General features: G+C 44.4%; 22 protein-coding genes. 9 read left to right on the top strand and 13 right to left on the bottom strand.

What is annotated here, in order from left to right:
• Nucleotides 1-2: 2 nt before the first annotated feature.
• On the top strand, nucleotides 3-1,223 hold the full coding sequence (locus ACZ5Q0_RS03990; RefSeq protein WP_447182734.1) for a vWA domain-containing protein: 1,221 nt from the start codon (nucleotides 3-5) through the stop codon (nucleotides 1,221-1,223).
• 196 nt (nucleotides 1,224-1,419) lie between these two features.
• Here ACZ5Q0_RS03990 and ACZ5Q0_RS03985 read toward each other — a convergent pair whose 3' ends face one another.
• From ACZ5Q0_RS03985 to ACZ5Q0_RS03925, 13 genes are all read right to left on the bottom strand, one after another.
• Nucleotides 1,420-1,953: a nucleoside-triphosphatase gene (locus tag ACZ5Q0_RS03985; protein WP_447182733.1), complete on the bottom strand. Its 534-nt coding sequence runs from the start codon at nucleotides 1,951-1,953 to the stop codon at nucleotides 1,420-1,422.
• A gap of 2 nt (nucleotides 1,954-1,955) precedes the next feature.
• A complete protein-coding gene (locus ACZ5Q0_RS03980) occupies nucleotides 1,956-3,035 on the bottom strand; it encodes an ABC transporter substrate-binding protein (protein WP_446819244.1) in 1,080 nt (359 codons plus the stop codon).
• A gap of 23 nt (nucleotides 3,036-3,058) precedes the next feature.
• Nucleotides 3,059-3,841, bottom strand: coding sequence for an ABC transporter ATP-binding protein (locus ACZ5Q0_RS03975; RefSeq protein ID WP_446819245.1), 783 nt, complete (start codon nucleotides 3,839-3,841; stop codon nucleotides 3,059-3,061).
• Nucleotides 3,838-4,875 carry a FecCD family ABC transporter permease gene (locus tag ACZ5Q0_RS03970; protein WP_446819246.1) on the bottom strand — a complete coding sequence of 346 codons (1,038 nt, stop codon included), beginning with the start codon at nucleotides 4,873-4,875 and terminating at the stop codon, nucleotides 3,838-3,840. Before ACZ5Q0_RS03970 ends, ACZ5Q0_RS03975 begins: the two co-directional genes overlap by 4 nt.
• A gap of 212 nt (nucleotides 4,876-5,087) precedes the next feature.
• Nucleotides 5,088-5,651, bottom strand: a complete 564-nt coding sequence (locus tag ACZ5Q0_RS03965; RefSeq protein ID WP_447182732.1) for a TorD/DmsD family molecular chaperone — start codon at nucleotides 5,649-5,651, stop codon at nucleotides 5,088-5,090.
• A gap of 18 nt (nucleotides 5,652-5,669) precedes the next feature.
• On the bottom strand, nucleotides 5,670-6,509 hold the full coding sequence (locus tag ACZ5Q0_RS03960; protein ID WP_446819248.1) for a hypothetical protein: 840 nt from the start codon (nucleotides 6,507-6,509) through the stop codon (nucleotides 5,670-5,672).
• Nucleotides 6,510-6,524: 15 nt separating this feature from the next.
• Entirely contained in the window at nucleotides 6,525-7,091 is a 567-nt protein-coding gene (locus ACZ5Q0_RS03955) for a 4Fe-4S dicluster domain-containing protein (protein WP_446819249.1), read from the bottom strand.
• A gap of 18 nt (nucleotides 7,092-7,109) precedes the next feature.
• On the bottom strand, nucleotides 7,110-9,521 hold the full coding sequence (locus ACZ5Q0_RS03950; protein WP_447182731.1) for a molybdopterin-dependent oxidoreductase: 2,412 nt from the start codon (nucleotides 9,519-9,521) through the stop codon (nucleotides 7,110-7,112).
• Nucleotides 9,522-9,539: 18 nt separating this feature from the next.
• A complete protein-coding gene (locus ACZ5Q0_RS03945) occupies nucleotides 9,540-10,670 on the bottom strand; it encodes an NADH-quinone oxidoreductase subunit I (protein WP_446819251.1) in 1,131 nt (376 codons plus the stop codon).
• A gap of 265 nt (nucleotides 10,671-10,935) precedes the next feature.
• Nucleotides 10,936-11,649, bottom strand: a complete 714-nt coding sequence (locus tag ACZ5Q0_RS03940; RefSeq protein ID WP_446819252.1) for a FadR/GntR family transcriptional regulator — start codon at nucleotides 11,647-11,649, stop codon at nucleotides 10,936-10,938.
• 21 nt (nucleotides 11,650-11,670) lie between these two features.
• Nucleotides 11,671-13,356, bottom strand: coding sequence for a hydantoinase B/oxoprolinase family protein (locus ACZ5Q0_RS03935; RefSeq protein WP_446819253.1), 1,686 nt, complete (start codon nucleotides 13,354-13,356; stop codon nucleotides 11,671-11,673).
• A gap of 36 nt (nucleotides 13,357-13,392) precedes the next feature.
• Entirely contained in the window at nucleotides 13,393-15,444 is a 2,052-nt protein-coding gene (locus ACZ5Q0_RS03930) for a hydantoinase/oxoprolinase family protein (RefSeq protein WP_446819254.1), read from the bottom strand.
• An 89-nt stretch (nucleotides 15,445-15,533) separates the two neighbouring features.
• Nucleotides 15,534-17,534 (bottom strand): oxidoreductase, encoded by a 2,001-nt coding sequence (locus ACZ5Q0_RS03925; protein WP_446819255.1) that lies wholly within the window; start codon nucleotides 17,532-17,534, stop codon nucleotides 15,534-15,536.
• Between the two features lie 645 nt (nucleotides 17,535-18,179).
• On the opposite strand from ACZ5Q0_RS03925, the gene ACZ5Q0_RS03920 reads away from it, so the two are divergent.
• The 8 genes from ACZ5Q0_RS03920 to ACZ5Q0_RS03885 all read left to right on the top strand — a co-directional run bounded on the left by ACZ5Q0_RS03920 (nucleotide 18,180) and on the right by ACZ5Q0_RS03885 (nucleotide 23,609).
• A complete protein-coding gene (locus ACZ5Q0_RS03920; protein ID WP_446819256.1) occupies nucleotides 18,180-18,614 on the top strand; it encodes a hypothetical protein in 435 nt (144 codons plus the stop codon).
• 26 nt (nucleotides 18,615-18,640) lie between these two features.
• The gene (locus ACZ5Q0_RS03915; RefSeq protein ID WP_446819257.1) at nucleotides 18,641-19,369 is read left to right on the top strand and encodes a CPBP family intramembrane glutamic endopeptidase; all 729 of its coding nucleotides are present in this window, start codon (nucleotides 18,641-18,643) and stop codon (nucleotides 19,367-19,369) included.
• Between the two features lie 127 nt (nucleotides 19,370-19,496).
• Entirely contained in the window at nucleotides 19,497-19,799 is a 303-nt protein-coding gene (locus ACZ5Q0_RS03910) for an FmdB family zinc ribbon protein (RefSeq protein ID WP_446819258.1), read from the top strand.
• A 78-nt stretch (nucleotides 19,800-19,877) separates the two neighbouring features.
• On the top strand, nucleotides 19,878-20,603 hold the full coding sequence (locus ACZ5Q0_RS03905) for an HAD family hydrolase (RefSeq protein ID WP_464827257.1): 726 nt from the start codon (nucleotides 19,878-19,880) through the stop codon (nucleotides 20,601-20,603).
• A 14-nt stretch (nucleotides 20,604-20,617) separates the two neighbouring features.
• The gene (locus ACZ5Q0_RS03900; RefSeq protein WP_446819260.1) at nucleotides 20,618-20,890 is read left to right on the top strand and encodes a late competence development ComFB family protein; all 273 of its coding nucleotides are present in this window, start codon (nucleotides 20,618-20,620) and stop codon (nucleotides 20,888-20,890) included.
• A gap of 6 nt (nucleotides 20,891-20,896) precedes the next feature.
• Nucleotides 20,897-21,340, top strand: coding sequence for a ribonuclease HI (gene rnhA, locus ACZ5Q0_RS03895; protein ID WP_446819261.1), 444 nt, complete (start codon nucleotides 20,897-20,899; stop codon nucleotides 21,338-21,340).
• A gap of 29 nt (nucleotides 21,341-21,369) precedes the next feature.
• Nucleotides 21,370-22,032: a YkgJ family cysteine cluster protein gene (locus tag ACZ5Q0_RS03890; RefSeq protein ID WP_446819262.1), complete on the top strand. Its 663-nt coding sequence runs from the start codon at nucleotides 21,370-21,372 to the stop codon at nucleotides 22,030-22,032.
• A gap of 407 nt (nucleotides 22,033-22,439) precedes the next feature.
• Nucleotides 22,440-23,609: an ABC transporter substrate-binding protein gene (locus tag ACZ5Q0_RS03885; RefSeq protein ID WP_446820813.1), complete on the top strand. Its 1,170-nt coding sequence runs from the start codon at nucleotides 22,440-22,442 to the stop codon at nucleotides 23,607-23,609.
• Nucleotides 23,610-23,641: the final 32 nt, after the last annotated feature.

The raw sequence follows: 23,641 nt of genomic DNA, 5'->3' as shown, positions 1-23,641 counted from the left end.
ATATGTTTACGCATTTTTTTTACGTGCTCAAAAATTATGGAATTCCGGTATCCATGAACGAGTGGCAGGTACTCCTGGAAGCCCTGGAACAAGGTCTGGCCGGGTCTAGTCTAACCGAATTTTATTATCTATGTAGGGCAGTGCTGGTTAAGTCAGAGGCCCATTATGACCGTTTTGACGTGGCGTTTGCCAGTTATTTCGGTGATGTAGAAACTCCAGAAGGATTACCAGATAAAATATGGGAATGGCTGGATAAAGAGTTACCACCCCTGGAAATTACTGATGAAATGCGGCGTAAACACCAGCAGCTTGATTTAGATGAATTAAAACAGCTTCTGGAAAAAAGGCTGGCGGAACAAAATGAAGAACATCATGGCGGGAACCGCTGGATAGGTACCGGGGGAACCTCACCTTTTGGACATTCAGGTTATCATCCGGGTGGTATACGCATCGGTGGGCAATCCCGTAACCTGTCAGCCGTTAAGGTGGCCGGGATGAGAAGATTTCAGGAGTTCCGAACTGATGAGACCTTGGGGGTACGCCAATTTCAGGTAGCCTTACGCAAGTTACGCCAGTTTACTACTCGTTTAGAGGGAGCTAAAACTGAGCTGGATCTGGAGGGCACTATTGACCAGACCTGTAAAAATGCTGGCCGCCTGGAGCTGGTCTGGGATCGTCCCCGGGAAAATGGGATTAAGGTACTGCTGCTTATGGATTCAGGAGGATCTATGGTAGCCTATAGCCAGTTATGCAACCAATTGTTTACAGCAGTAAATCGTTCCCACCACTTTAAGGATCTGAAGGTTTTCTATTTTCATAACTGCATTTATGACTGGCTGTATCATGACCCGTCCTGCCGGCAAAGTGATTTTACGGAAACCGAGTATATATTACAAACTTATAGCACCGATTATCGGGTTATTCTTGTTGGTGATGCCAGTATGGCCCCCTATGAACTGACGCGGCCCGGGGGGATTATTGAATGGGATTTATACAACGAGCGGCCCGGACAGGAGTGGCTCAGCCGTCTGCGGCGCCGTTTTGAATATTCAGTATGGCTTAACCCGATCTCCCGCCAATATTGGGACTGGATGGATGGGGCCTTTACTATCCGCAAGATCGGTGAGATCTTTCCTATGGAAGAGCTCACTGTGGACGGGTTGGAACGAGCGATAAAAAGCTTACGAAGCCGGACGGCTGTCAACCCGGTAGTCCTAAAATAAAATACCCTGAAATACTAAAAGAGAGGGAGAACTCCCTCTCTTTTCATATAATAATATGCCCGGTATGATGGAGGAGGCAAGAAGACGGTTCCTTCACTCCCTTAAAAAGGGAAAAAGAAGCAAAGGGACCGTCCCCTTGCTTCCTAAGGAGGCGGGAAAGGGAAGCTGGATTCCCTTTTCCGCCTTTTGGGCGGGTTTAAACCTGCTCAAAAGGAGAGAACTTGTTTACTATATGGTTAAATAGCAGGCTTAATTCTGAACGGTTGGCAACTGTTACCTGTAAAACTTGCACATCATTTCTGGATTTTATGCTGTCTAAAAAGGAATTTTCTTTGGCTTTTAGGACCCCTATTACTGGTAATGGAGATGTCAACAGCTCAAAAACCATGCATTGAAAGCGGTAGGCCTGGGCCTCAAAGACGCCTAATTCATCCATGATTATTAGATCTGGCTGGGATCCCAGGCATTTTTGCAGAACAGAAACTCCATAAGTCTCAAAGGTTTCGGTTATGCCAGTTAGCCGGTCTTCATTATTGTAACGGCATATCCAGGGGATATCAGTATAGTCATCTGCCGTCAGGCTTTGTAGTATGAAACTGCGTTTGTTATCAACCCGGAGCCGGGGAATAGTTTTAAACCCGGCTATTGACCCTTTAAAATTGCTCAGGCTCCGATTGATTATAGTGCTTTTGCCTACCTGGATTTTCCCGGTTAAGAAAATGTTTTTCATTTCTACCTGGCCTTCTGGATAATTAACTTAGTTTCCTGGTCAGATAAATTATAAAATAGGAACTCTTTGTAAAACTGCTTCATATCTTTTTCCAGGTCAATACTATAATAATCTGGATATAATATCCCGGCCAGCCACTTTACTCCTAATAGACGCATAACAGAAGGAGGGCGGTTAATCCAGTCGTAAGGCGCATTGGGAATCTCGTAAACTTGTTGATTTTGTACAGCCTGCAGATTGTTCCATTTACTGCTATTCGTTATACTGTTATAAACCTCATGGTGGCGATCCCCATCAGTACTGATAATTATAACCTGGGGATCCCATAGCAATAGTTGTTCCAGGGAAACCTGCATTCTTCTGATATTTTCGCTTTCGTTAGGGTTAGCTACATTTAATCCTCCCGCCAAATCAATAGCTTCCGAATTTACGGTTCCTTTCCTTTCCGTCTCTAACCCTGCTGGGCCTTCGGCATAGTATATCCGAACCCGGTCATTTTCTGGGATGTTTTGCAACCACCGGTCAATTTCCTTCCAGGTGTTGGTACAGTAGTCGGCCAGTTTACCAGCCCGTTCCTCTTTTTCCAGCAGACCTCCTAGAAAACGGTAGGCCTGATCCATGTTTTTCAAACTTCCATCCACCATTAAAACTGGTATATCCAGCTGCTTTTGTATTGCATCAGCATCAGCAATGTACTGGGGGGATACATCCCCCATACTAATAATTACATCAGGGTGTACTTTAATAAGTTCCTCAATATTACCGGTATTGCTGTTGCCGTTCCATCGTCCCAGCACAGGCAAGTTATGGTATTCGGAAAGAATATATTTCTTTTCCTCATCTCGTAAAGGAGAATTCCACCCGGCTAGTTTTTCCGGAGCCAGGGTATAAACAAAAATACTACCTACCGAAGAAGTCGCATAAACTTTGTTAATGTGCCGGGGGATGCGGACCTCTCTACCGGCCATATCTTTAATCTCTACATAATCACTGTCACCAGTAGTTTCCGGGTTATTGCATCCTGTAACCGAAAACATCAGCAGCATAATCAACATGGACATCGCCATTAACCGTTTTAGCATAATACACCTCCAGGCAATCTTAATTAAGCCACTACGGGAACACAGATTCTTATTTCTTCACCGTCTTTATCAGTAGTATGAATTACTTCTACATTCACGTCATATACAAAACTTAAATTAGCCTCAGTAATTACTTCATCAGGTGAACCCACCATATAAACATGACGGTCTTTAAGCATCACTACTTTGCTGGCATAGTAAAAGGCATGGTCAGGAAAATGGGATGCCATAATGACCCCCAGCCCTAGGGATGCCAGTTTGTGGATATATTTTAATACCCGGGCCTGGTTACCAAAATCAAGGTTAGAAGTCGGTTCATCTAGTACTAATATTTCTGGCTCCTGGGCCAGAGCCCGGGCAATCAAGACCATCTGCCGCTCTCCACCGCTAAGCTCGGTAAAAATCCTTGGCTCCAGGTGTTCGATATCCAGCATCTGCATAGCTTGACGAGCAATATGAATATCATATTTAGAGGGAACGGCAAAGTTATTAATATGAGCAGTGCGTCCCATTAAAACAACATCCAAGACGCTGAATGGAAATGGGGGAGTGTGACACTGGGGGACATAGCCCAAAAACCTTGCTTTTTCCCGGCGGGTTAAATGGCTAATATTACGACCGTTGAGCAACACTTCTCCCTGGTAGGGCTTTAGAAGACCAAGGATAGCTTTTAAGAGGGTGGTTTTCCCGGTTCCATTAGGTCCAAGTAAACAAACTACCTCACCAGAATTAACATCCAGGGAGACATCGGAAAACACTTTATTTTGTTGATATCTAAAAGATAGTTCACGGGCTTCCAGTTTCACTGCCAACCCCTCCTGCCATTTGCTAACATATATAAGAAAAAAGGTGCTCCTATTAGTGAAGTAAGAATACCCAGGGGTATCTCTACTGATATAAGAGTACGGGCCAAAGTATCCACCAGGAGCAAGAACGAGCTGCCGATTAGTAGTGATACCGGTAAAAGAATCTTATAGTCTGGTCCGACAATGGCACGGGCTAGATGAGGGATAACTAGTCCTACCCATCCGATGATTCCGCTGATGGAAACTGCCGATGCAGTAAGCAAGGTAGCCGAACAAATTACCAATCCTCTTAAACGATGAGTATTAACCCCCATGGCTTCAGCTTCCTCATCACCAAAAGAGAGCACATTTAGTCGCCAACGAATGAGGTAGAGGGGAATTAACCCTACCAGCATAGGCAGTAATACAAACTTCATATCTCCAAAGTCCAAAGAAGCTAGGCTTCCCATTAACCAATAAGTGATGGCCGGCAATTTATTAAAAGGATCAGCAATATATTTAATCAAAGAAACCAGGGATGAAAACAGGGTCCCTACCAGAATTCCCCCCAGAGCCAGAATTAGTGCGGAATCATTTTTTCTTATCCTGGTGCTGATGATATAAGTTACTAAAACAGCTAACATACCAAAAAAGAAAGCTGACAACTGTATTCCCACCATGCCCCAGGAATTTACTATGGCTAAAGCTGCTCCGAAACCGGCCCCGGCCGAAGCTCCTAATATATCCGGGGATACCAGGGGATTTCTGAAAATTCCCTGGTAAGCGGTACCTGATACGGATAGAGCGGCACCGATTAACACTGCCCCTAGAATCCGAGGCAGGCGTATATCGAACACCACCGTTGCTATGGTGGAAGGGATAGTTAAAGGAGCTCCTGTTATCCTGGAAATTACCAGTGCTACTATTTGCTGTGGATATACCTGGTAACGACCCAGCATTAAAGCCACAAAAATCAGGAGTAACAAAGTAGCAATTAGGATGGGCTTCAGGCCCTTTATTGTTTTGGTATAAAATGTGATTGCTGGTTCTGCCATGTTTATACTCCTTTGAAGTAGACAGAAAATCTAAACTAGATAATGATACCGGGATATTAAATCCAACGTATCTTTCTTACGAATAGGCAGGTACCCCAAACTCTAAAATAATCCTTAGCATACTATCCGGGTCGACGCTTCTACCAGTTACAAAACCGCACAAGACGTCGACCTCGTTGATATGGTATGCTGTTATGATACTAGTCTTAAATTTAAACTTTCCGGTCAGTATAGGGCTCTGTTTGAAACATTTCCATCAACAAATCACTGGTAAATGAATACCAGGGATGGCGGCTGGCTTTTCTAACCTCCTGGGCAAAGGTAATAACCCATTGCCCCAGGTGCTTTTCGATAAATTGCTGTTTGTACTGCAAAAAATCACCCGCGGGGTTAGCAGCAGCCATAGCTTCTAGATAAGCCAGGAACCAGGTTTCTACTGCGATATGGTCGGGCATATCGCCAAAATCACTGGCTAGTTGTAAACCTGCTTCCAGGTAACTTTGGCTTACTTCTACTGCGGCCGGGCCTAATACGGTCCCTTTTTGCATACTTATTTCATGGCCCCGGTAAACAGATTCATAAGGAGGAACCTCTACATGGCTGGGCCCAACGAATAGGCGGCAATACTCCACTTCCAATTCATCCAAATCACTAGGAATAGGAGCAGTTTTTTTAAACGCTTCATCGTACAGACCTTGCTCGATAGCAGACAGTAACTCCTGATTAGGATAAGATAGTGCCAGAGCCAGTAATTCGTATCGATGTTGCCTAAGCATAAAATTCATCCTTTCCGACTAAAACAGGGGGCCTTTTACGGCTACGATAAAATGCATCATTTTTGAAGCAATTTCTCCGATTACTACACAGATTAGTCCAATGTTAAGAGCAGCTATCTGACTGTTTCCCTGACCTTTAAATGATTTTGCCATCAGATAAGCCGGAACCAGCAAACCGATAATTACCCGGACTAAGGTTCCTAACCAAACTGAAGGAACAGCTGTTCCCCGGGCAGCAAGAGCTGACATGACCATTCCTACCTGAGCTTCGTAAGCAATATTTATGATGATACTGACCAGAATCACCAGGAAAACCCCTACTGTAATTGAACGTAGAAAGTCGGATGATACTTCTTTAGCTGCCAGTACCAGGAACAATAGTCCACCCATCAGCAGCCCGGAAAGAATATCGACCAGTACTACCATGGTGGTATTCCAGGCGGGTATGGCTTGGGTAGAAGCATAAATCATACCCATGCAAATAAAGGTACCCACACCTGCCAGGACAGCTACATAAAGCAGGGGATCGATACGGTGAAGATCTTTTTGTTCCTTTTTTTTGGCTAGAAGGAAATAGAGCACAGTACAAGCGGTGAAAGCCCCGGCGAATAATCCTTCTCTTGACAACCAGGAACTAGGATTAGCGATCAGGTTCATAAATCTATCCATACGGCCTAGGTGAATTGTAGCGAAAGCTACTCCTAATACGGCTAAAACAACTGCTACCAGCAAAATTTTGGGGGCAGAAGCTCCAAAATTTTTGCGATCTATAATGCGGCCAACCGTAAACCAGACCATCAGTCCGATAGATGTTCCCAATAGCAGGTAACTTAATGCCAGGCTATAGGCTATTTCCATAATCTACTCGCCTCCTTAAAACACATAATGGGTTAATGGATGAGTACCCTGTTCTGGTAATAGTACTTTACTGCTGCGGTGATTAATCAACTGTGCTACCTCGGAATTGGGATCATTCAAATCGCCAAACTTAATGGCCCGGGTCGGACAGCATTTTACACACATGGGAAGTTCTCCTTTGTCTATGCGATGAGCACACATGGTACATTTATCGCTGACTCCGGCATCTTTATCAAATTGTGGGACATCATAGGGACATACCCAGGCACAGTACTGACAGCCAATGCATTTGCTTTTATCCAGATCAACGATACCATCTTCACGTTTGTGCATAGCACCGGAAGGGCATGACTTTACACAGGGAGCATCTTCACAATGCTGACATGGTACTGGAGTCCAATACATTTTCAGATTAGGGTAGACCCCGACCGGTTTGTCAAAATGTATATTTCCTTGCGGGTTTAGTACTCGCATCCGGGCTATCCCTAAGGGGACATTATTCTCCATCTTGCAAGCGACTGTGCAGGTTCGGCAACCTACGCACCTTTTCATATCAATAACCAGAGCATATTTTTTACTCATTATTCAGTCCCCCCTTTCTTAAGCTTTTTCAATTTCGACCAGATTGTCATATGGAGCATAGTTGCTTTCAAAAACGGCATCTTGAACTGGATTTAATTCCATATGAGTCAAAGAGGGCAGATGACCGTCTTTAAACTGTTTTTTCCAGAAGCCTTCGTAAATATTTACGCAACCTTCCTGCATACTTTCAGTGATACGTGCTCTTAAAACCACATGACCACGGTCGTTAAACACTTTGACCATATCGCCGTCTTTAATATTGCGTTTATCGGCATCGGCTTTACAGATATCCACTCTCGGTTCCGGATTGACTTCCTGAATCCAGGGTAGAGTTGCATGCTGGGAATGAACCGTAAATACACTATGAACATTCATAAAAGTAAGAGGATATTTTTCGGCTTTAGGCTTACGGTTACTTTCAAGTGGTTCTACATAAACGGGCAGGGATTCACCCAGTTCATGTAAAAAGTCCAGATAAATTTCCAGCTTACCCGATTTAGTAAAATACTTTTGATCTTCAAAAGGAATAAAATCTTCCGGATAAAGAGCTGAAGTTACTCCAGTTTCCCATAATTCCTTTTTATCAATATCGCGCAGGCGATCTTCCAGGAAATTATCGATGACTTCGTTGATACTGTCTTCTACTGACCCCCAGTACTTGCCATAACCCATACGTTCGGATATTTCCGCATATATGGTATGATCCTGCTTAGTTTCCCACATGGGTTTAATGCACTGTTTCCGTAACTGGAAATAGAAATTAGACCAGGAGGCTACTAGTTCACCTTCCTGCTCATACCAGGAACAGGCGGGCAGAACCACATCAGCATAAGTGGTAGCATCATTCATTAACTGTTCATTAACCACAATCAGCTCCAGCCGGGGAGCGATTTCATTGATAAACTTATTGTAATTAGGCATCTGGGTTCCGTAATTGTAATGGTTAAACCATATACCCCGGATCGGATAAGGTTCATCTTTAGGTATTTTTTCAAACATATGGCTGCCCACAACCATTTTTTCTTCATATCCTTCATCCAAACGAGGGTTTAACCAGCAGGGAGGAGTACCGGCGATAGTTTTAAATAGGGTACCTCCTGCCCAGGAAACCCCTCCACCTCTTTTGCCGTGGTTACCACATATAGCTCCCAGCAGGATAGCATTTCTAAAGGCTTGATGCCCTTGCCAGTAGCGATTAGCACCTTGGCTGATTTTAATAGCGGCTGGATTGGTGGTGGCATACTCAATAGCCAGTTTAGTAATAACTTCTACTGGTACTTCACATACCTGGCTGGCTTTTTCCGGTGTCCACCGGGAGATATAATCAGCAATTAAATCCCAGGCAGTACGACACTCCGCCCGGGTACCATCTGCCAGGGTTACTTCTACTTTGCCTGACAAGGCCTGGCCCGTACCTCCCCGGGGACGAATAGCACCAGTAACTGCATCAATTGCTATATACTCATCGGCACTGCCCCCATTCAGGTCGTTAGGGGTTAAGAACTGGCCGTTATCAGTACGGACCAGGTAAGGACCGGTAGTATTATCAGTTAAGAATTTTTTGTCATGCAAGTTTTTGTTTAATATAACGTTCATCATACCCAGCAATAAAGCTGCATCAGTTCCAGGGCGTAAAGGTACCCACTGATCGGCTTTAGCGGCAGTATTGGAAAAACGGGGATCGATGACGATTAGCTTCATACCATTTTCCTTAGCATCCCATATAAAACGGCTATCATTAAGAGCTGTTTCCGCATAGTTACAGGCAATGAAAATAGCCAGTTTCGAATTCATCAAATCCGGCCAGGGATGACCATCCTGCAGCATTCCGGTAGCAGGGAAAAAGCCTACATTAGAAGCTAAATCTCCCATAATACCAAGATTAGTCAAAATAGTACCTTTCATAACATTGGCAATCCGGTGGGAAATAAGCTGTCCAAACACACCATAGTCACCGGTCATGCTGATCCAGGACATAGCTCCGTCACCATATTTTTTCTGGATTGACTTAATTTTTTCAGCGATATAATCATAAGCCTCATCCCAGGATACTCGTTTCCATTTGCCTTCTCCCCGTTCTCCTACTCTCATCATGGGATATTTGACCCGGTCAGGGGAGTAGGTCTTCTGCATAGCGTTGGATATACCTTTCAGGCAAATCCGGTTATACCTGGGATCGGGAAACTCAGCCGGTTCTACCTTGACAATGCGTCCGTCTTTAACGTGTACCAGATGCCCGCAACTATTAACACAGTTGGGAGCACAGGTAGTACGTACCAGTTTTACGCCTTCTTCTGTGCTGGCAGCGGCCTTAGCCTGAGCCGGTTCAAAAACCTGGCTAAATTGACAGGCTCCATAGGTTACCGCGGCGGTGGCTGCCGAAGCCTTAACAAAGGTACGTCTATTCATCTTTAGCTTATTGTCTTCCACATACAGCACCTCCCATTGTTACATTGTTGATTCATGCCATGTGAGCCTCGGTTTATTACGGTTGTTACTGCACCTCATACATATTGGTTGACCAGTATCAGAGCAACTCCAAAAATGCTGTCCGCACTGGGAACAACGCCGGCGTTCACCCTCTAATAAAGGTATTCGCTGGGGTGGTGCATCATTGGGGATAGCCCAGTCTACGGTAATGGCCCTGGCCGGGCAGATGGCTGCACATAACCCACACATATTGCAGGCGGTCGGATCTACGGACAGTTGTACCGAGTCATCCCGTTGCACCATTTTCATGGCTCCCGACGGACAAAGTGTGGCACAACTGTTGCAAAAACTACAATCGGGTCCTATTTCCGGATGTCGTAAATAACCAGGTTCCAATATTTTTGCCTGGTCAGGATCCAGGTGGGATACAATATGGGTAAAGAGTTTACGACGCAGAGACAGGCTTTGGGCAAAGGGGTTATTCTCTTTATCTACCGTTTCCCCCAGAAGTAACTGAGCAGCAACCTGTTGAGCCTCCCGGGTAAAAGACCGGAGAAAACCTCTTCTGGTATAATCCACCGGCTGCTGATCGTTATCTATAAATTCCGGTGCCAAATCCTGAACCTGGAAGCAGTTGGCTTCAGGTGGGTAGATACGGGCCAACTTTTGCCAGGTATTATTCCAGTTAGTTTGGCCGGAATGGCAACTACAGCCTTTACAAACCTCCGGCTGGTAAAGTATACTAATCTTGGAAATATCTCGCCTTAACAGATAAAGAATTAACTCCGGGGTTAGTTCACCCAGGCAGTTAAGCTTGAGAGCATCTTTAATCGGAGCGGTATTATGACAGCTAATCCATAAACAGGGGCGCGGATCTTTGCCAGCGCTGATCACCTTGGCAACCGCGTCCCATAACTCATCCATGACTCCGGTGGGGCAGGCTACCGCACACAGCCCGCAGGCTATGCAATCTTTAATCTCTACGCGGTTTCCTTTTTGCTCTATACCCTGTACCGGGCAAACATCAACACAGGAGCTACATAGCTGTCTGCCCGTGCGCACATTAAGGCACAGATGGTTATGCAGGTTAATCTTACCTTTAGGGGTATTTTCCGGTTGATTAATGAGGTCCAGCAGTCTGGTCAGCATTTTTTCACCTCCTTTCACTGGCCAAAATTCATTGAAAAAATCACCCGGCTCTTACGCATTTAACTTTCGAGCCATCCCGACAAAACCCTTCGAAAGGTAAAAATGTTTACCGGTAATTGTAAAATAGGATTACATTTAAACAAAAAAGAGATGACCATTTGGTCATCTCTTTTGTTCACTAATCATGGAACGGGCGAAAAACAAAGGGAACAGTTGACTGTTCCCTTTGTTTTCGCCTTCTAATCCCCTTGCTGATACCTATTATCTATACTTTGAAGAAAACTCCGCTGGACATTTTTTTGTAGTAATCAAGGTGGTTAGACATGGCTTCTTCCGCCCGGCTCACATCTTGTTCCACTATAGCCTGGTAAATATTTAGCAGGCTTTGATTTAATACCTGTCTGGTTTTTTCCGGAGCCGGTACGGTCATGGCATATAATTCCTGCGCCATGGTGGTAGCGTGTATGGTAATGATAATCAATGGATTGTGGGTGGCAGCAGCTACCTGGCGATGAAATTCGATATCCTGGCTGTGGTATTCATAATCATTTAGGTCCTGATAATTAATAGGCAGAGCTGCTGCCATAGCCTGTATATCCTCTGCAGTGCGGCGCATAGCAGCCAGGCCACAACCTTTTACTTCGACCATAGAACGAATTTCGCTAAGATGAGTACTAGTGATCTGATTACTGTTAAGGGATAGGGCCAGATACCGGCCTAGATAATTGGTGACTTGTTCAATATTACTGCTGCTTACATACCAGCCCCCCTGACAGCCCTGTTTAGAGCGGAGAAGATTTTCTCTTTCTAAAGTCTGTAAGGCATTACGAACGGTAGGGCGGCTTACACCATATTCTTCAGCCAGGGCGGTCTCAGCCGGCAGCTTCTGTCCTAGCTTTAGTTCGCCCCGTAAAATGGAATTGACCAGATCCTCTGCTATTTGATCACTTACGTTGCGTATTTCGGTTGGTTTTTTCAAAAGGGATACCTCCTTGGACTCTTAATCCCTACTTTTAACACCTTTATAAAACCGGGCCACTGCTTCATCACTAATGTAACCAGCCTTAATATCGTGTTCAATTGCGGAGGTTAAACGTTCTTTTGCCGGTCCGTATCCTCCTCCTCCGCCAGCTACCTGTCGGAGAATGGTTCCCCGGGGAAGGGGACCTATCAGGTCTTTACCGGCCGGTTTGATTTTCTGACCATTTGGAAAAGTTATGTCCAGGCGGTTAGTACTACCTGGATGTCCCCCGGCTAATCCAAAAGCCGCAGCCTCAGGTACTATACCATCGCCAAAAATATTAGCATATATTTCTGCCTCGGTTATTTCAACGATAGTTTCTACTCCTAATCCACCCCGCCACTTGCCTGGGCCGGCTGAATCCCGGGCAAATTCAAACTGGTGAAATAAAACCGGGTTTTCCAGTTCGAACATTTCGGGATCCTGGGCGGTGATACCTCCGCCTCCACCAATTAAGCCCAGATGTGACCAGCCATCATACCTGCAGCTGGCACCGCTGCCTCCTTTACAGGCATTGATTAGCATATCAGCGAAGTGGCGCTGCCGGCGGGTATCATAGCCGGACAACATTACACACAAAAGGGGATTCCATCCGGCTGTAACTCTATGGGGAATAGCTTGAAATAAAGCCTTTAAAACTACTGCCCCGATCTGATCAGTTAAATGGTTACCAAAACCTGTAGCCGCTGGAAAAGCCGGGTTTAAAATACTACCCTCGGGAACGGTAAAACTTAACGGCTGCATCATACCTTGGTTTTTAGGAAAAACGTTTTCCAGACTCATCAGTAAGGCTAGTAGCGAACCAGAAACGGTTACTGCCAGGGGAGCATTAACATAACCTGAAGTCTGAGGGGAAGTGCCACTATAGTCAAAATTTATCCTTCCGTCCTGAACAGTTAAACAAAGCTGGATTTGTAAAACCTTTTCAGGATCTATGCCGTCACCAAAGACTGAATGAGAGGATTTATATATCCCTTCAGGGATGGCGGCAATCTGTTTTTTCATAGAAAGCTGAGAAGACTCAAATAGGTAAAACAGATTCGCAAAAAATTCAGAGCGGGTGTAATCATTAATTAGATTTTCTAATTCCTGTCTAGCCAGGTGGCAGGCTCCCATCATGGGTTTAATATCTTCTTTAACTATAGGAAGCCGTATATTGGCAAATACCAGATCCCATACATCACGGCGCAACTGACCCTTTTCACATATTTTAAGTGGGGTCAAACGTAAAGCCTCCTGCCAGATCTCCTGGGCGTGCGGGTTATAGCCACCTGCTACTGCTCCGCCTACGTCAGCCTGATGGGCATTTACGGCTACAAAGCAAATCAGCTCATTCTGCCAAAAAACTGGTTCTACTATCTTAACATCAGATGTCTGATTTCCACCGGTAAAAGGATCATTATGAATAATTACATCACCGGGATAAAGTTCTTTGGCAAAATAATCAGCGATAGCCTTTATCGAGGAAGGCACTGTATAAGCCATGATGGGTATAAACTCACTTTGCTCCCAAATACCACCGTCTGGGCCATAGATGCCGGTACAAAAATCCCGGGCTTCACTCAGATTAAGTGAACGACAACTATGTATCATAGCCATAGCCATCTGGCGAGTAACTGATTTTAATTTTTTTTGCATGACTGCAGCCGATATGGGATCCACCATTGCAGTTACCATCTCCTTAATACATAGCCAGGCACTTTACCCGATTTGTTCCATGATAAAACTATTATCGTCTGGACAGGAGAGAACGAATCCGGTAGGTACTACTACGGTAGAATGGCGCTGTTCTATAAGAGCCGGACCGAACAGCTTGTAACCGGGATATAGAGCGTCACCGTCATAGACGGGAATCTCCATATAAGAACCTACTTCCTCCAGGCAAGCTAAACGGCTGCCTTTTAAAATTAGATGCCGATTATTTTTAACTTCATTTTTAAAAATAGGTGGCTGCCAGCTAGTGCCCTGAACGACAATAGAGAGACCTACTATTTCGATTTCTGTATCCAAATCAGCCAGATCATATCCGTAGGTATTATAGTGATGATTATGGAACAAATTACTTAGTACCTGGCTATCCAACCGATCAAATTCCAGGATGTCCAACCCTAGCTCGTAATGCTGGCCCTGATAACGAAGAAAAATCTTTTTTTTAGTTACAGACAGGCTTTCATAAGGGGCCTGCTGTAAGGCATAAGACCATAATTTCCCATAAAGTGATTCTAACTCTAACCAATCAAAATCATTAATAGAATGAAAATAGTACTGGTAATAATCACGTCGGTAACTGCAGCAAAGCATACCCAGGGCACACATAACCGATGATTCACGGGGAAGGATCAATCGGCGAATTCCTAGTTCTTTAGCCACATAAGCCGCGTGCAGCGGACCCGCCCCGCCACCGACTACCAGAGTCATGTGCCGGGGATCATAACCCTTTTCCAAAGTAATCTCTTTGATTCCGGCTGCCATTTCAGTGTTTACCATCCGGTAAATTCCCTGGGCAGCGGTAACTATGTCAATATTTAATGGATCAGCGATGTTAGTTTTTATAGCTTGGCAGGCAGCCTCAGTGTCTAACTGTAAACGTCCTGCTAAAAAATAATCGGGATTAATGAGTCCAAGGACTAAATCGGCATCAGTACAAGTAGGATGTTGTCCACCTGACTGGTAACAAGCCGGGCCGGGCCAGGCCCCTGCACTGGATGGACCCACATGAAGTAATCCCCCATTATCTACCCAGGCAATACTTCCACCGCCGGCACCGATGGTATTTATATCAATTACGGGCATACCTAGCCAAAGTCCATCTATAGTAGCGCAATCACTCATCCCCGGAGTACCAGCTTGGACCAGGGAAACATCAAAACTAGTCCCCCCCATATCCATAACAATGGCGTTTTCTATCTGAATACTGGTCGAGAGATATTTGACCAGGGCTGTACCAGCCGCTGGTCCTGACAACAGGCTCATAACTGGTAACTGTAGGGCCTGGTCAACTGCTACCGTACCTCCATTGGACTGCATGATAAGCATATTACCATTAAAACCGGCTAGTCTTAATAGGTCTAATAGCTGAGTTAAATAACTTTGCAAAACAGGGGCAACATAAGCATCCAAAACCGTAGTACTTACCCGGCGGTACATATGTACCCGGGGCAGAACCTGGTGGCTGAGGCTTATGTGTACCCCGGGTAAAAACTGTCTGACTAATGCGGCTAAAGCCTGCTCATGTTCAGGATTTATATAACTATGAGCCAGGGTAATCGCTATGGACTCAATGTTCTGGTCGGCTAATTCCTGTAATTGTTGCTGGGTATGTTCGTGATCAAGGGGTCTAAGAACCTGCCCTAAGTAGTCCATCCGTTCCCGAATAGGAATGCGCCACCATCTTTCTATCAGGGGGTCAGGGGAGCTGCGGTGATTATTGTATACGTCATCTCGCACGCCCTGGCGCATTTCCAATAAATCGATTAAACCTTCTGTAGTTAATAAAGCAGTCCGGGCACCGCTACGAGTCAAAACTGCATTTGTAGCAACGGTTGTACCATGCACGATCAAATCAACCTGGCCTAAAAACTGGGATAAAGTCATATTTATTTCCTGGGCTAATTGTTCCAGCCCGGAGATAATACCATAATCAGGGGAAACGGGGCTAGACAGAGATTTATAACTCATATAAGAGGTATCATTCCCAATCATAAAATAATCTATAAAAGTACCGCCTGCATCAATTCCTAAAGTATAACCCATCTTGATACCTCCTTAGGAAGCAGGGGGACATCCCTTGTTTCCCATTTGCTTTTCCCGCAAAGGGGACCGTCCTCTTGTTTCCTATTATTTTATATTACCTGGTTAACCAGTTCAAAGGTGTCGTGGATAGCATCTAATACCTGGGCAGGTTGGCGGGCATCTCCCAGTAAATATAGCTGGGGTACGCTGCCTTCCAGCAGGGAAAATAGTTGTTTACTGGATTGGCTGCCGGTAGCGGTAACTACAGTATCGGCCGGGAGCCAGCGGCGTGAACCATTATGTTCAACCTGAATTCGCCCTGGTTCTAGGGAGATTACTTTGGTTTGGTCATACATATTTACTCCCAGTAGGTTAAGATGTTTAAGGGTGGCCCAGCGTTGTCCCTTTAGCATATCACGGGCCCATCCGCGTTTCATTTCCACCAGGTGTATCTGGTAGGCCCCCCTGGTTAGTAGCTGTCTCAGGATGTCGGGTTCCTCTGCCTGGTGCAGCAGCATAAAACTAAGGGCTTCCGGGCTGATGGTTCCCTGGGTAGCCAGGTAAAGTGCAGTTTCGCAACCGGTTGAACCACCGCCTATGACTACTATATTAGGGCCCTTAACGGATTGCCCCTTCAGGACTGACCAGGCATCGATGACCGTGCACTGATCTTTTGCCGGTAGGGCAGGTTCATGTGGTTCAGCACCGGTAGCTATGAATACTATCTCTGGTTCCATACTCATAATCGTCTCGGGAGTAGCATTTGTGCTGTATCGGATGGAAACATGTAATTCCTTTAGTTCTTCTTCATAAAATTCAATCAGGCTTTTAAATTCGCTTTTTCCCGGAGGAACAGCAGCAATATTCCATTGCCCACCTACAGTAGCCTTTTTTTCTAACAAAGTTACCTGGTGTCCTTTTAATGCGGCTATCCGGGCTGCTTCCAACCCAGCCGGGCCGCCCCCAATTACTAATACATTTTTTGTAGAGGATGGTATCCGTAATTCCCTGGGTGCTTCCAGACCCGCCTGGGGGTTTATTGCACAGGTGACCCCCAGTTTTTGAGCTTCCGGGTTAAATACGCTTTCCAGGCAGTTCATGCAGGCAATGCAGGGGCGGATTCTTTTAGACTGGCCGTTACGGGCTTTGTTCCCCCAGTAGGGATCAGCTAAAAAGCCCCGCACCACAGATACTAAATCAGCTTGACCCCACTGCAATATCTGTTCAGCTACCTCCGGGTTATTTATTCGGTTACCTGCTGCTACAGGTATACTGACACATTCTTTTATTTTTCCGGCCAGGTAGGCATAGTTACCCCGGGGGACCTCGGCTTGTATTTGGGGAACGCGGGACTGATGCCAGCCTCCAGTTACATTAAGCAGGTTAAGGGAGGCTTTTTCTAATTCCCGGGCAAAAACTTGTAGTTCCTTCCAGGTGTTACTTCCCGGAACGAAGTCATTACCACTTAAACGCATACTGATAGGCATATCTGGGCCCACAGCACTACGTATGGCCTGTATTACTTCCAGACCGAAGCGCATGCGATTTTCCATATTGTTTCCGTAGTGATCCTTGCGCTGGTTAGTTAAAGGGGACAGAAACTGGCTGATCAGGTAGCCGGTACTGCCTATGACCTCTACCAGATCATATCCGGCTTTCTTAGCCCTGCCGGCAGCCTGGGCGAAAGTTTGTAGCAGGTTTTGGATATCTTCTATGGATAGCTCGCGGGGGATTTGCCTGGTTAATCCTGAGGGAACCGGGGAAGGAGCAACTACTTCGTAGCCACCAAGGTAAGCCTGGGAATAGGCTCCCGAATGAAAAAGCTGAATGCCAATTCCGGCTCCGCCTGCCTTGACCCTGGATACCAGTTCCTGGTGACCAGGTATAAATTCGTCAGCGTGGATTGATACAAATCCGCCATAAACACCAGCCGGCTCTATAGCGGTTCCCCCAACCATTACCAGTCCGGCTCCTCCCCGGGATCTTTCTTCATAAAAGCGGATAAGGCGTTCATTAACTTTTCCATCGGGGCTATAGGAAAGGTGCATGGCAGAGAGGATGATTCTGTTTCTCAATCTCAGTTTACCTATATCGATGGTTTCAAAAAGCATAACATTCCTCCTATTGTCAAAATACAGTATAATTACCAGCTTACCGATAGAGCATAGCAACTATGTTTTCTACCAGTAGTATACCTCAGGTTTACTTAAAATGCTCAGCCCCTATATATTTTTATTATCAAATATCAATAAGCGTACTATAATTTTTTACCACATAAACCAGGTGGGCGAAATTTTTTATGGTTAAGGGAATAAATCATCGCAGATAAGGAGAGCACGAGAGAATTAAACTCTATCTAAATGGGGATAAGACGATAACAACAACATATTCCCAAATAAGGAAGCCTAACAAGTTATCCGTAATACTGCAGCCTAAATAGGGAGATAGGGAACTATAGCCGGAATATGCATAATCTGGAGACAGGTAGCCCGCTTGTAGGAATATACAGGCTATAATAAAGATATTCCGGAAGGTTTTTTAAACAGGGAGAATGGGGATTATTCCTATGGGGTATTTATTTTAGAGTGGTTATTTTATAATGATTTGGAGGAGTAGATATCTTGAAGGGATAAGCTAAAGATAAGTTATTAAGTCTTTTTAACCAGTACTAAGATCTAAAGAGTTTTTTCTTAGGCTTTGAATATAGTTGGGCTTTTTGCTATAGTGTTTAAACAATTGGTGGGAAAGGTAGTGTAATGATGGCAGTAACCCTGGGGCTCTTTGCCGGAGTCATCTTTTTACTGTACTCAATATATTTTATTCAGATTATAAAAGGCTCTCCAGGAGAATTTGAAACGGATTTGCTTAAAAGTTTTGCCGCCTGGATGATAGAAAAAGGGCCGGCTGCCCGGGGACAGGTATGGCGCATGATAGGGTTCTCAGCTATTTTGGAGATTATATATTTTGTACTAGTATTTACCGTTATATCTAATCCGGTTATGCAAATGGTTACCGGTTTTTTTACGGGTGTAGAGGTTATTCACTTATCCAAGGTAAGCCTGGCTTTTAGACGATTCTTCCAGGGGAAGAGTATGCTAAAAGAGGTATTCAACTGGCGGATAGAAAGATTGAGTGCGGTTTTCTTTTTCACTCATTCACTACTGGTTATTTTTAGCCTGATCTGGGGTTAAAAAACCGGAGGACTTACTGGAAGGGGATGTATAATCTGGCTAAAGTATACAGAAAACCTCCCTGGGGGTTATTTGATATTATCATCGTATACCTGGGTATAATTTTGGCCGGAATTATTTTTGGCATGCACGGTGACGGGTTATTAATTTGGCTTACTCGTTTTGGGATTAAAGATACTCCTTTAATGTATTTTATTCTGGGATTTATGGTGCAATTTACGGCTACCATACTATTAGTAATTATCATGGCAGGTATCCGGGGGGCCAGTTTAAAAGATCTGGGGATAAATATTCCCGGTGGCAGGTTGTTTGTAACTTATGGTCTAATCGGGGGTATGGGACTACTTCTTATCATATTGATTTTAAGCTACCCGGTAAACTTGTTACAGCCCGATATTCAACCCCAGGTATTTGAGCAAATGCTGCGTTCCACAATCTCTGGCCCGTCTTTTTTAGTATTGTTTATTATGGGGGCGGTGCTGGCACCACTATCAGAAGAACTTTTTTACCGGGGAATGATTTATCCGGTGCTGCGTTATCCCTTGGGGCCGATCTGGGGAGCCTTAGTAGCTGGATTAATCTTTGGGGCGGCCCACTGGGATGTATGGAGGGCTATACCCCTGGCCGTAGGGGGAGTAGTATTATGCTATCTCTATGAAAAATCCGGCAGCATATTTGTAACCGCCCTGGCCCATGGTATCTGGAATGGGATTATGGCAGGGGCTGTTTATATCAGTATGACCCATGTGGTGTAAAAGTAGATTGACAAACACCAGCAGGAGTACTATAAAAATTAAATAGGATTATCTCTATTCCTGTTTCCTTAAGCCATATTTATATGTAGCTATTTTAATTTATAAAACTGTTAGGGGAGGTTCTATCATGCCCATCTATGATTATAAATGCGAAAAGTGCGGTCGTTTCGAAAAAATGCAAAAGATAACCGAATCGGCCTTAACTGAATGTCCTACTTGTGGTGGTCAAGTCCAGCGTTTGATCAGCAAAAATGTAGGTATTATGTTTAAAGGTTCCGGGTTTTATTGTACTGACCATAACCGGATTAAGGACCAGGCCCGCAGCCTAAATAAAGAACGCCAGAAAGATAATCAGGCCTTACTAGATGGAGATGTAAAGGGGTTTGTGGAACAGTCTGAGAGTACTACCAAAAAGGTAATGGATGTATAACTCCCCGGCCAGGGGGTTTTTTATTATTTAAGCAGTTACGCAGGATTTTAGCCGGGTATGCCGTAATGTACTGTTAGAATGGCATATGAGGTGATTTTTTTGCTAAAAGCTATAACCTTTGATTTTTGGAATACGTTATATAAAGGACCAGCTGATGCAGTATTGGATAATAGCCGGGCTAAGAATGTGCAAAAAGTTTTAGCTCCTCTGGGGTATCAGTTTACCATCGAGGAAATAAGCCGGGCCTTTAAACAGGGATGGAAAACTGCCTACCAGCGGCAAAGGTGGTATGGTGAAGATATAGGCCCCCGGGGTCAGGTAGCATGTATTGTGGATGAACTGGGATTAAAGCTGGACAAAGATAACTACGAAGAGCTTTATCAGGTTTATACCCGTACTTTATTACAGGTCCCGCCCCAGTTAAATGATGATGTCCGGCAAACTCTGCCGGTACTAGCCCAGAAATACCAATTAGCCGTTATTTGCAATACCGGGGCTAGTCCTGGAACTATCCTGCGTCAAATTCTTAATAAGGATGGCATTGGTATTTATTTTAACTACCTGGTATTTTCCGATGAAGTAAAGTTTGCTAAGCCTAATCCCCGTATTTTTTCTTATACGTTGGATTATCTTAAGGTTAAAAATACCTGGGCAGCCCATATCGGAGATGATGTAGTAACAGATGTGATCGGGGCTCGTAAAGCGGGAATGACAGCTATCTGGTTATGCCCTTCTCCATCCTGGCCAGTTTTGGAAGCTGACTACCATATTGAAAGAGTGGGACAACTGCTCAATATAATTTAAGGCGTGATAAACTTATGAAGATTAAAAATATAGCTGAGGATATGGTCTGGCAGGAACTGGACACAGTTTTAAAGGCTAAACCAGGTGCCTGCGATTGCAGCAAATGCCGGGCTGATATTGCTGCTTATGCTCTTAACCATATACAGCCTCGCTACGTAGTCAGTAATACTGGAGCTACTATTACCAGGGCGGAATTTCTGGATCGGGATCTTCATACGGTGGTTATAGTAGCCCTGGCGGAAGCTGTAGAAGTGGTGACTAAAAACCCTCGCCACGACAGGGAGTAACTTATGATGAAAGAAGTAGTTATTTATACGGATGGTGCCTGCTCAGGTAACCCTGGGCCGGGTGGCTGGGCAGCTGTTTTGTTATTTGGTGAGCATCAAAAAGAAATCAGTGGTGCTGAAAAGCTGACTACTAACCAGCGTATGGAACTAAGGGCCATTATTGAGGGGCTAAAAGCCTTAAAGGTTACCGGCTGGAAGGTAGTTGTTAATACTGATAGTGCTTATGTGGTCAATGCTTTTAAGCAAGACTGGATTTCCCGGTGGCGTAAAAACGGGTGGAAGAACAGCCGCAAGGAAGATGTAGCTAACCAGGATTTATGGAAGGAACTTCTGGGGCTAATGGAAAAAAACCGAGTGTGCATAGAAAAAGTAAAAGGCCATGCTGGAGATCACTGGAACGAACGTTGTGATGAACTGGCCCGCCAGGCCAGCAAGCAAAGCGATGATTAACATTAATCCAGCCGGGGTGGTCGAAGAAGATGTTATATAAAAACAGCCGCATAGAAGTCTACCAGGCCGAGGAAAATGGCAGATTATCTATAGGAATCAGGGTGCATAGTGATGATGCTTCTCTGGCCGATCTTTTGGAGGTATGGCAGCCTTTATGTGATGATACCCGAATATTTAAAAGTTACGGGGTGAATAACCATTCGGCCTGCCGGGGTTGTACGAATAACTGTTGTAATACTGCTTATGTTATTCCGGATTTAATTTCTTTTAAAAAAATGGCCGCCTACCTAAAATCTGATTACCCTTCCTTTATTAATCGTTATTTTCAGGCAGAAAAGGTTTCCCGGGGGCTTTTACGCATGGTGCCTGAGCCATGCATATTTTTAAAGGAGCGCATTTGTGAGATATACCCGGTAAGGTCATTAATCTGCCGTTTCTACCTATGCAGTCCCTTACTGGGTGACACTGAGCAACTAATCTATTCTATTACCTGGACGGGTATTACGGCTACGCTTTTATTTGCCCAGGGCCGGGGACTTATACCACCATTAACCGGGAATGGAATAACCAGTTTTGACCGTTTATTTATTAATCTTTTCACAGAATATAGATCTGATCCCAAGGTGGAGCTGTTTTTAAAAGCCAAAAATTATGAAGATATTCCCCTTAAACCTTTTATACACAGTCTCTGAAAAAATCTGCCAGATTTTTACTACCTGCCAAATTTGTAGAGAGCCAAATGGTCGGTAACGGGCAAACCAACTGTCAAGTTATGTAAAATTGGCAGTTTTCTCGTATATAGGGAGGATTTTTGCTTACTAAAAGGAATAAATAATCTGTTATACTTTTTTAGATGAGCGGAGGTGGAAGGCGAACAACATCCCGAATAAAATACCTGGTGCGATTTATCAGGTGATAAATCGAGGGTATCATAGTGCATAAATATTCCTTTTATTTTCACGGTGACAACCTGGAGAGCGGCAGGTTATACAATATAATCTTGTTTTAAACCATGCCTTTAGCAGGTACATATTTATGCCAAGAATATTTAAGAAGGCCGGCGTTATTATAGTGTTTTCTAGCAACAGGGAGGGGACATATATTGAGAGGCAAAGGAAAAGCCAGATGGGCGGTAATTTTATCTCTAGTTTTAGTTTTCGCACTATTAGCAGGTTGTGGTGGGGGCAGTTCAAGTTCTGATGTAATTAAGCTAGGGTTTTTAGGAGCTAAAACCGGAGATGTAGCTAATTATGGAATACCTGGTGAAAAGGGTATGAAAATGGCTATCGAGGAACTAAATGCTAATGGTGGTGTCCTGGGTAAAGAGGTAGTCGGTATATACGAGGATAATAAGGGAGACAGTTCAGAGATTGCTAACATATCTCAGAAGTATATTACCCGGGATAAAGTAGTAGCTTTGGTAGGAGATCCCTGCACCGGGTTAACCAAAATTGCAGCTGATATAGCCCAGAAGAACGGGGTAGTATTATTTTCAGCTGGTGCTACAGGAGACGGAGTAGTGGAAATTGGGGACTTTGTATTCCGTAATACCTTACTGGATATTTTTGCAACTCCGGTAGTAGTAGACTGGATGATGAATGACCGGGGGTGGAAAAACGTAGCAGTTATTACTTCATTAAATAATGGGTATAGTACTGCCTTAACTCCAGTATTTAAAAAAGCCCTACTGGATAAAGGTGCGAATATTGTAATGGAAGACAGCATCAATGATAAGGAAACCGATTTTAGTGCCCAGATTACCAAACTTAAAGGAACCGGAGCGGACGTAATCGTATTTACCGGCTACTATACTGAAGCAGCTCTAATTATGAAGGAAGCCAAAAAACAAAGTCTAGATATTTCTCTAGTTGGCGGCGATGGGCTGTATGGTCAGGACCTGGCTAAACTGGGTGGGGAGGCTGTAGCGGGAAAAGTTATTTTCTATTGCGGCTTTTCCACTGATCAACCTAGTCCGGAAACTGCTAAATTTTTGAAAAACTATCGCCAGAAATATAATGAGGATCCCGATATGTTTGCCGCCCAGTATTATGATGCGGTGATGATACTGGCTCAGGCCATGGAAAAGGCCAAAAGCAGTGATCCTAAGGTATTCAAGGATGAATTGGCTAAACTTAAGGATTATCCAGGGGTGTCAGGTAACACCACCTTCCGTGAGGATCGTGAACCTATTAAAAGTCCGGTCTTCTTGCTAACGGTAAAAGACGGGAAGTTTGCTCTGGTTGACAAAATACCAGTTAACGTCGAGTAAACAGTTGCATTCTTCAAATGGCCCGCCCTTTA

This window comes from Syntrophomonas erecta subsp. sporosyntropha (assembly GCF_055395365.1).
This window is presented reverse-complemented; position numbering and strand designations above follow the sequence as displayed.

Bases quoted from the DNA above. Each gene is read 5' to 3' on its own strand.
- ACZ5Q0_RS03990 (WP_447182734.1), top strand. From the start codon at position 3: ATGTTTACGCATTTTTTTTACGTGCTCAAAAATTATGGAATTCCGGTA.
- ACZ5Q0_RS03985 (WP_447182733.1), bottom strand. From the start codon at position 1,953: ATGAAAAACATTTTCTTAACCGGGAAAATCCAGGTAGGCAAAAGCACT.
- ACZ5Q0_RS03980 (WP_446819244.1), bottom strand. From the start codon at position 3,035: ATGCTAAAACGGTTAATGGCGATGTCCATGTTGATTATGCTGCTGATG.
- ACZ5Q0_RS03970 (WP_446819246.1), bottom strand. From the start codon at position 4,875: ATGGCAGAACCAGCAATCACATTTTATACCAAAACAATAAAGGGCCTG.
- ACZ5Q0_RS03965 (WP_447182732.1), bottom strand. From the start codon at position 5,651: ATGCTTAGGCAACATCGATACGAATTACTGGCTCTGGCACTATCTTAT.
- ACZ5Q0_RS03960 (WP_446819248.1), bottom strand. From the start codon at position 6,509: ATGGAAATAGCCTATAGCCTGGCATTAAGTTACCTGCTATTGGGAACA.
- ACZ5Q0_RS03955 (WP_446819249.1), bottom strand. From the start codon at position 7,091: ATGAGTAAAAAATATGCTCTGGTTATTGATATGAAAAGGTGCGTAGGT.
- ACZ5Q0_RS03945 (WP_446819251.1), bottom strand. From the start codon at position 10,670: ATGCTGACCAGACTGCTGGACCTCATTAATCAACCGGAAAATACCCCT.
- ACZ5Q0_RS03935 (WP_446819253.1), bottom strand. From the start codon at position 13,356: ATGGTGGATCCCATATCGGCTGCAGTCATGCAAAAAAAATTAAAATCA.
- ACZ5Q0_RS03930 (WP_446819254.1), bottom strand. From the start codon at position 15,444: ATGGGTTATACTTTAGGAATTGATGCAGGCGGTACTTTTATAGATTAT.
- ACZ5Q0_RS03925 (WP_446819255.1), bottom strand. From the start codon at position 17,534: ATGCTTTTTGAAACCATCGATATAGGTAAACTGAGATTGAGAAACAGA.
- ACZ5Q0_RS03920 (WP_446819256.1), top strand. From the start codon at position 18,180: ATGATGGCAGTAACCCTGGGGCTCTTTGCCGGAGTCATCTTTTTACTG.
- ACZ5Q0_RS03915 (WP_446819257.1), top strand. From the start codon at position 18,641: ATGTATAATCTGGCTAAAGTATACAGAAAACCTCCCTGGGGGTTATTT.
- ACZ5Q0_RS03910 (WP_446819258.1), top strand. From the start codon at position 19,497: ATGCCCATCTATGATTATAAATGCGAAAAGTGCGGTCGTTTCGAAAAA.
- ACZ5Q0_RS03905 (WP_464827257.1), top strand. From the start codon at position 19,878: ATGGCATATGAGGTGATTTTTTTGCTAAAAGCTATAACCTTTGATTTT.
- ACZ5Q0_RS03900 (WP_446819260.1), top strand. From the start codon at position 20,618: ATGAAGATTAAAAATATAGCTGAGGATATGGTCTGGCAGGAACTGGAC.
- rnhA (WP_446819261.1), top strand. From the start codon at position 20,897: ATGAAAGAAGTAGTTATTTATACGGATGGTGCCTGCTCAGGTAACCCT.
- ACZ5Q0_RS03890 (WP_446819262.1), top strand. From the start codon at position 21,370: ATGTTATATAAAAACAGCCGCATAGAAGTCTACCAGGCCGAGGAAAAT.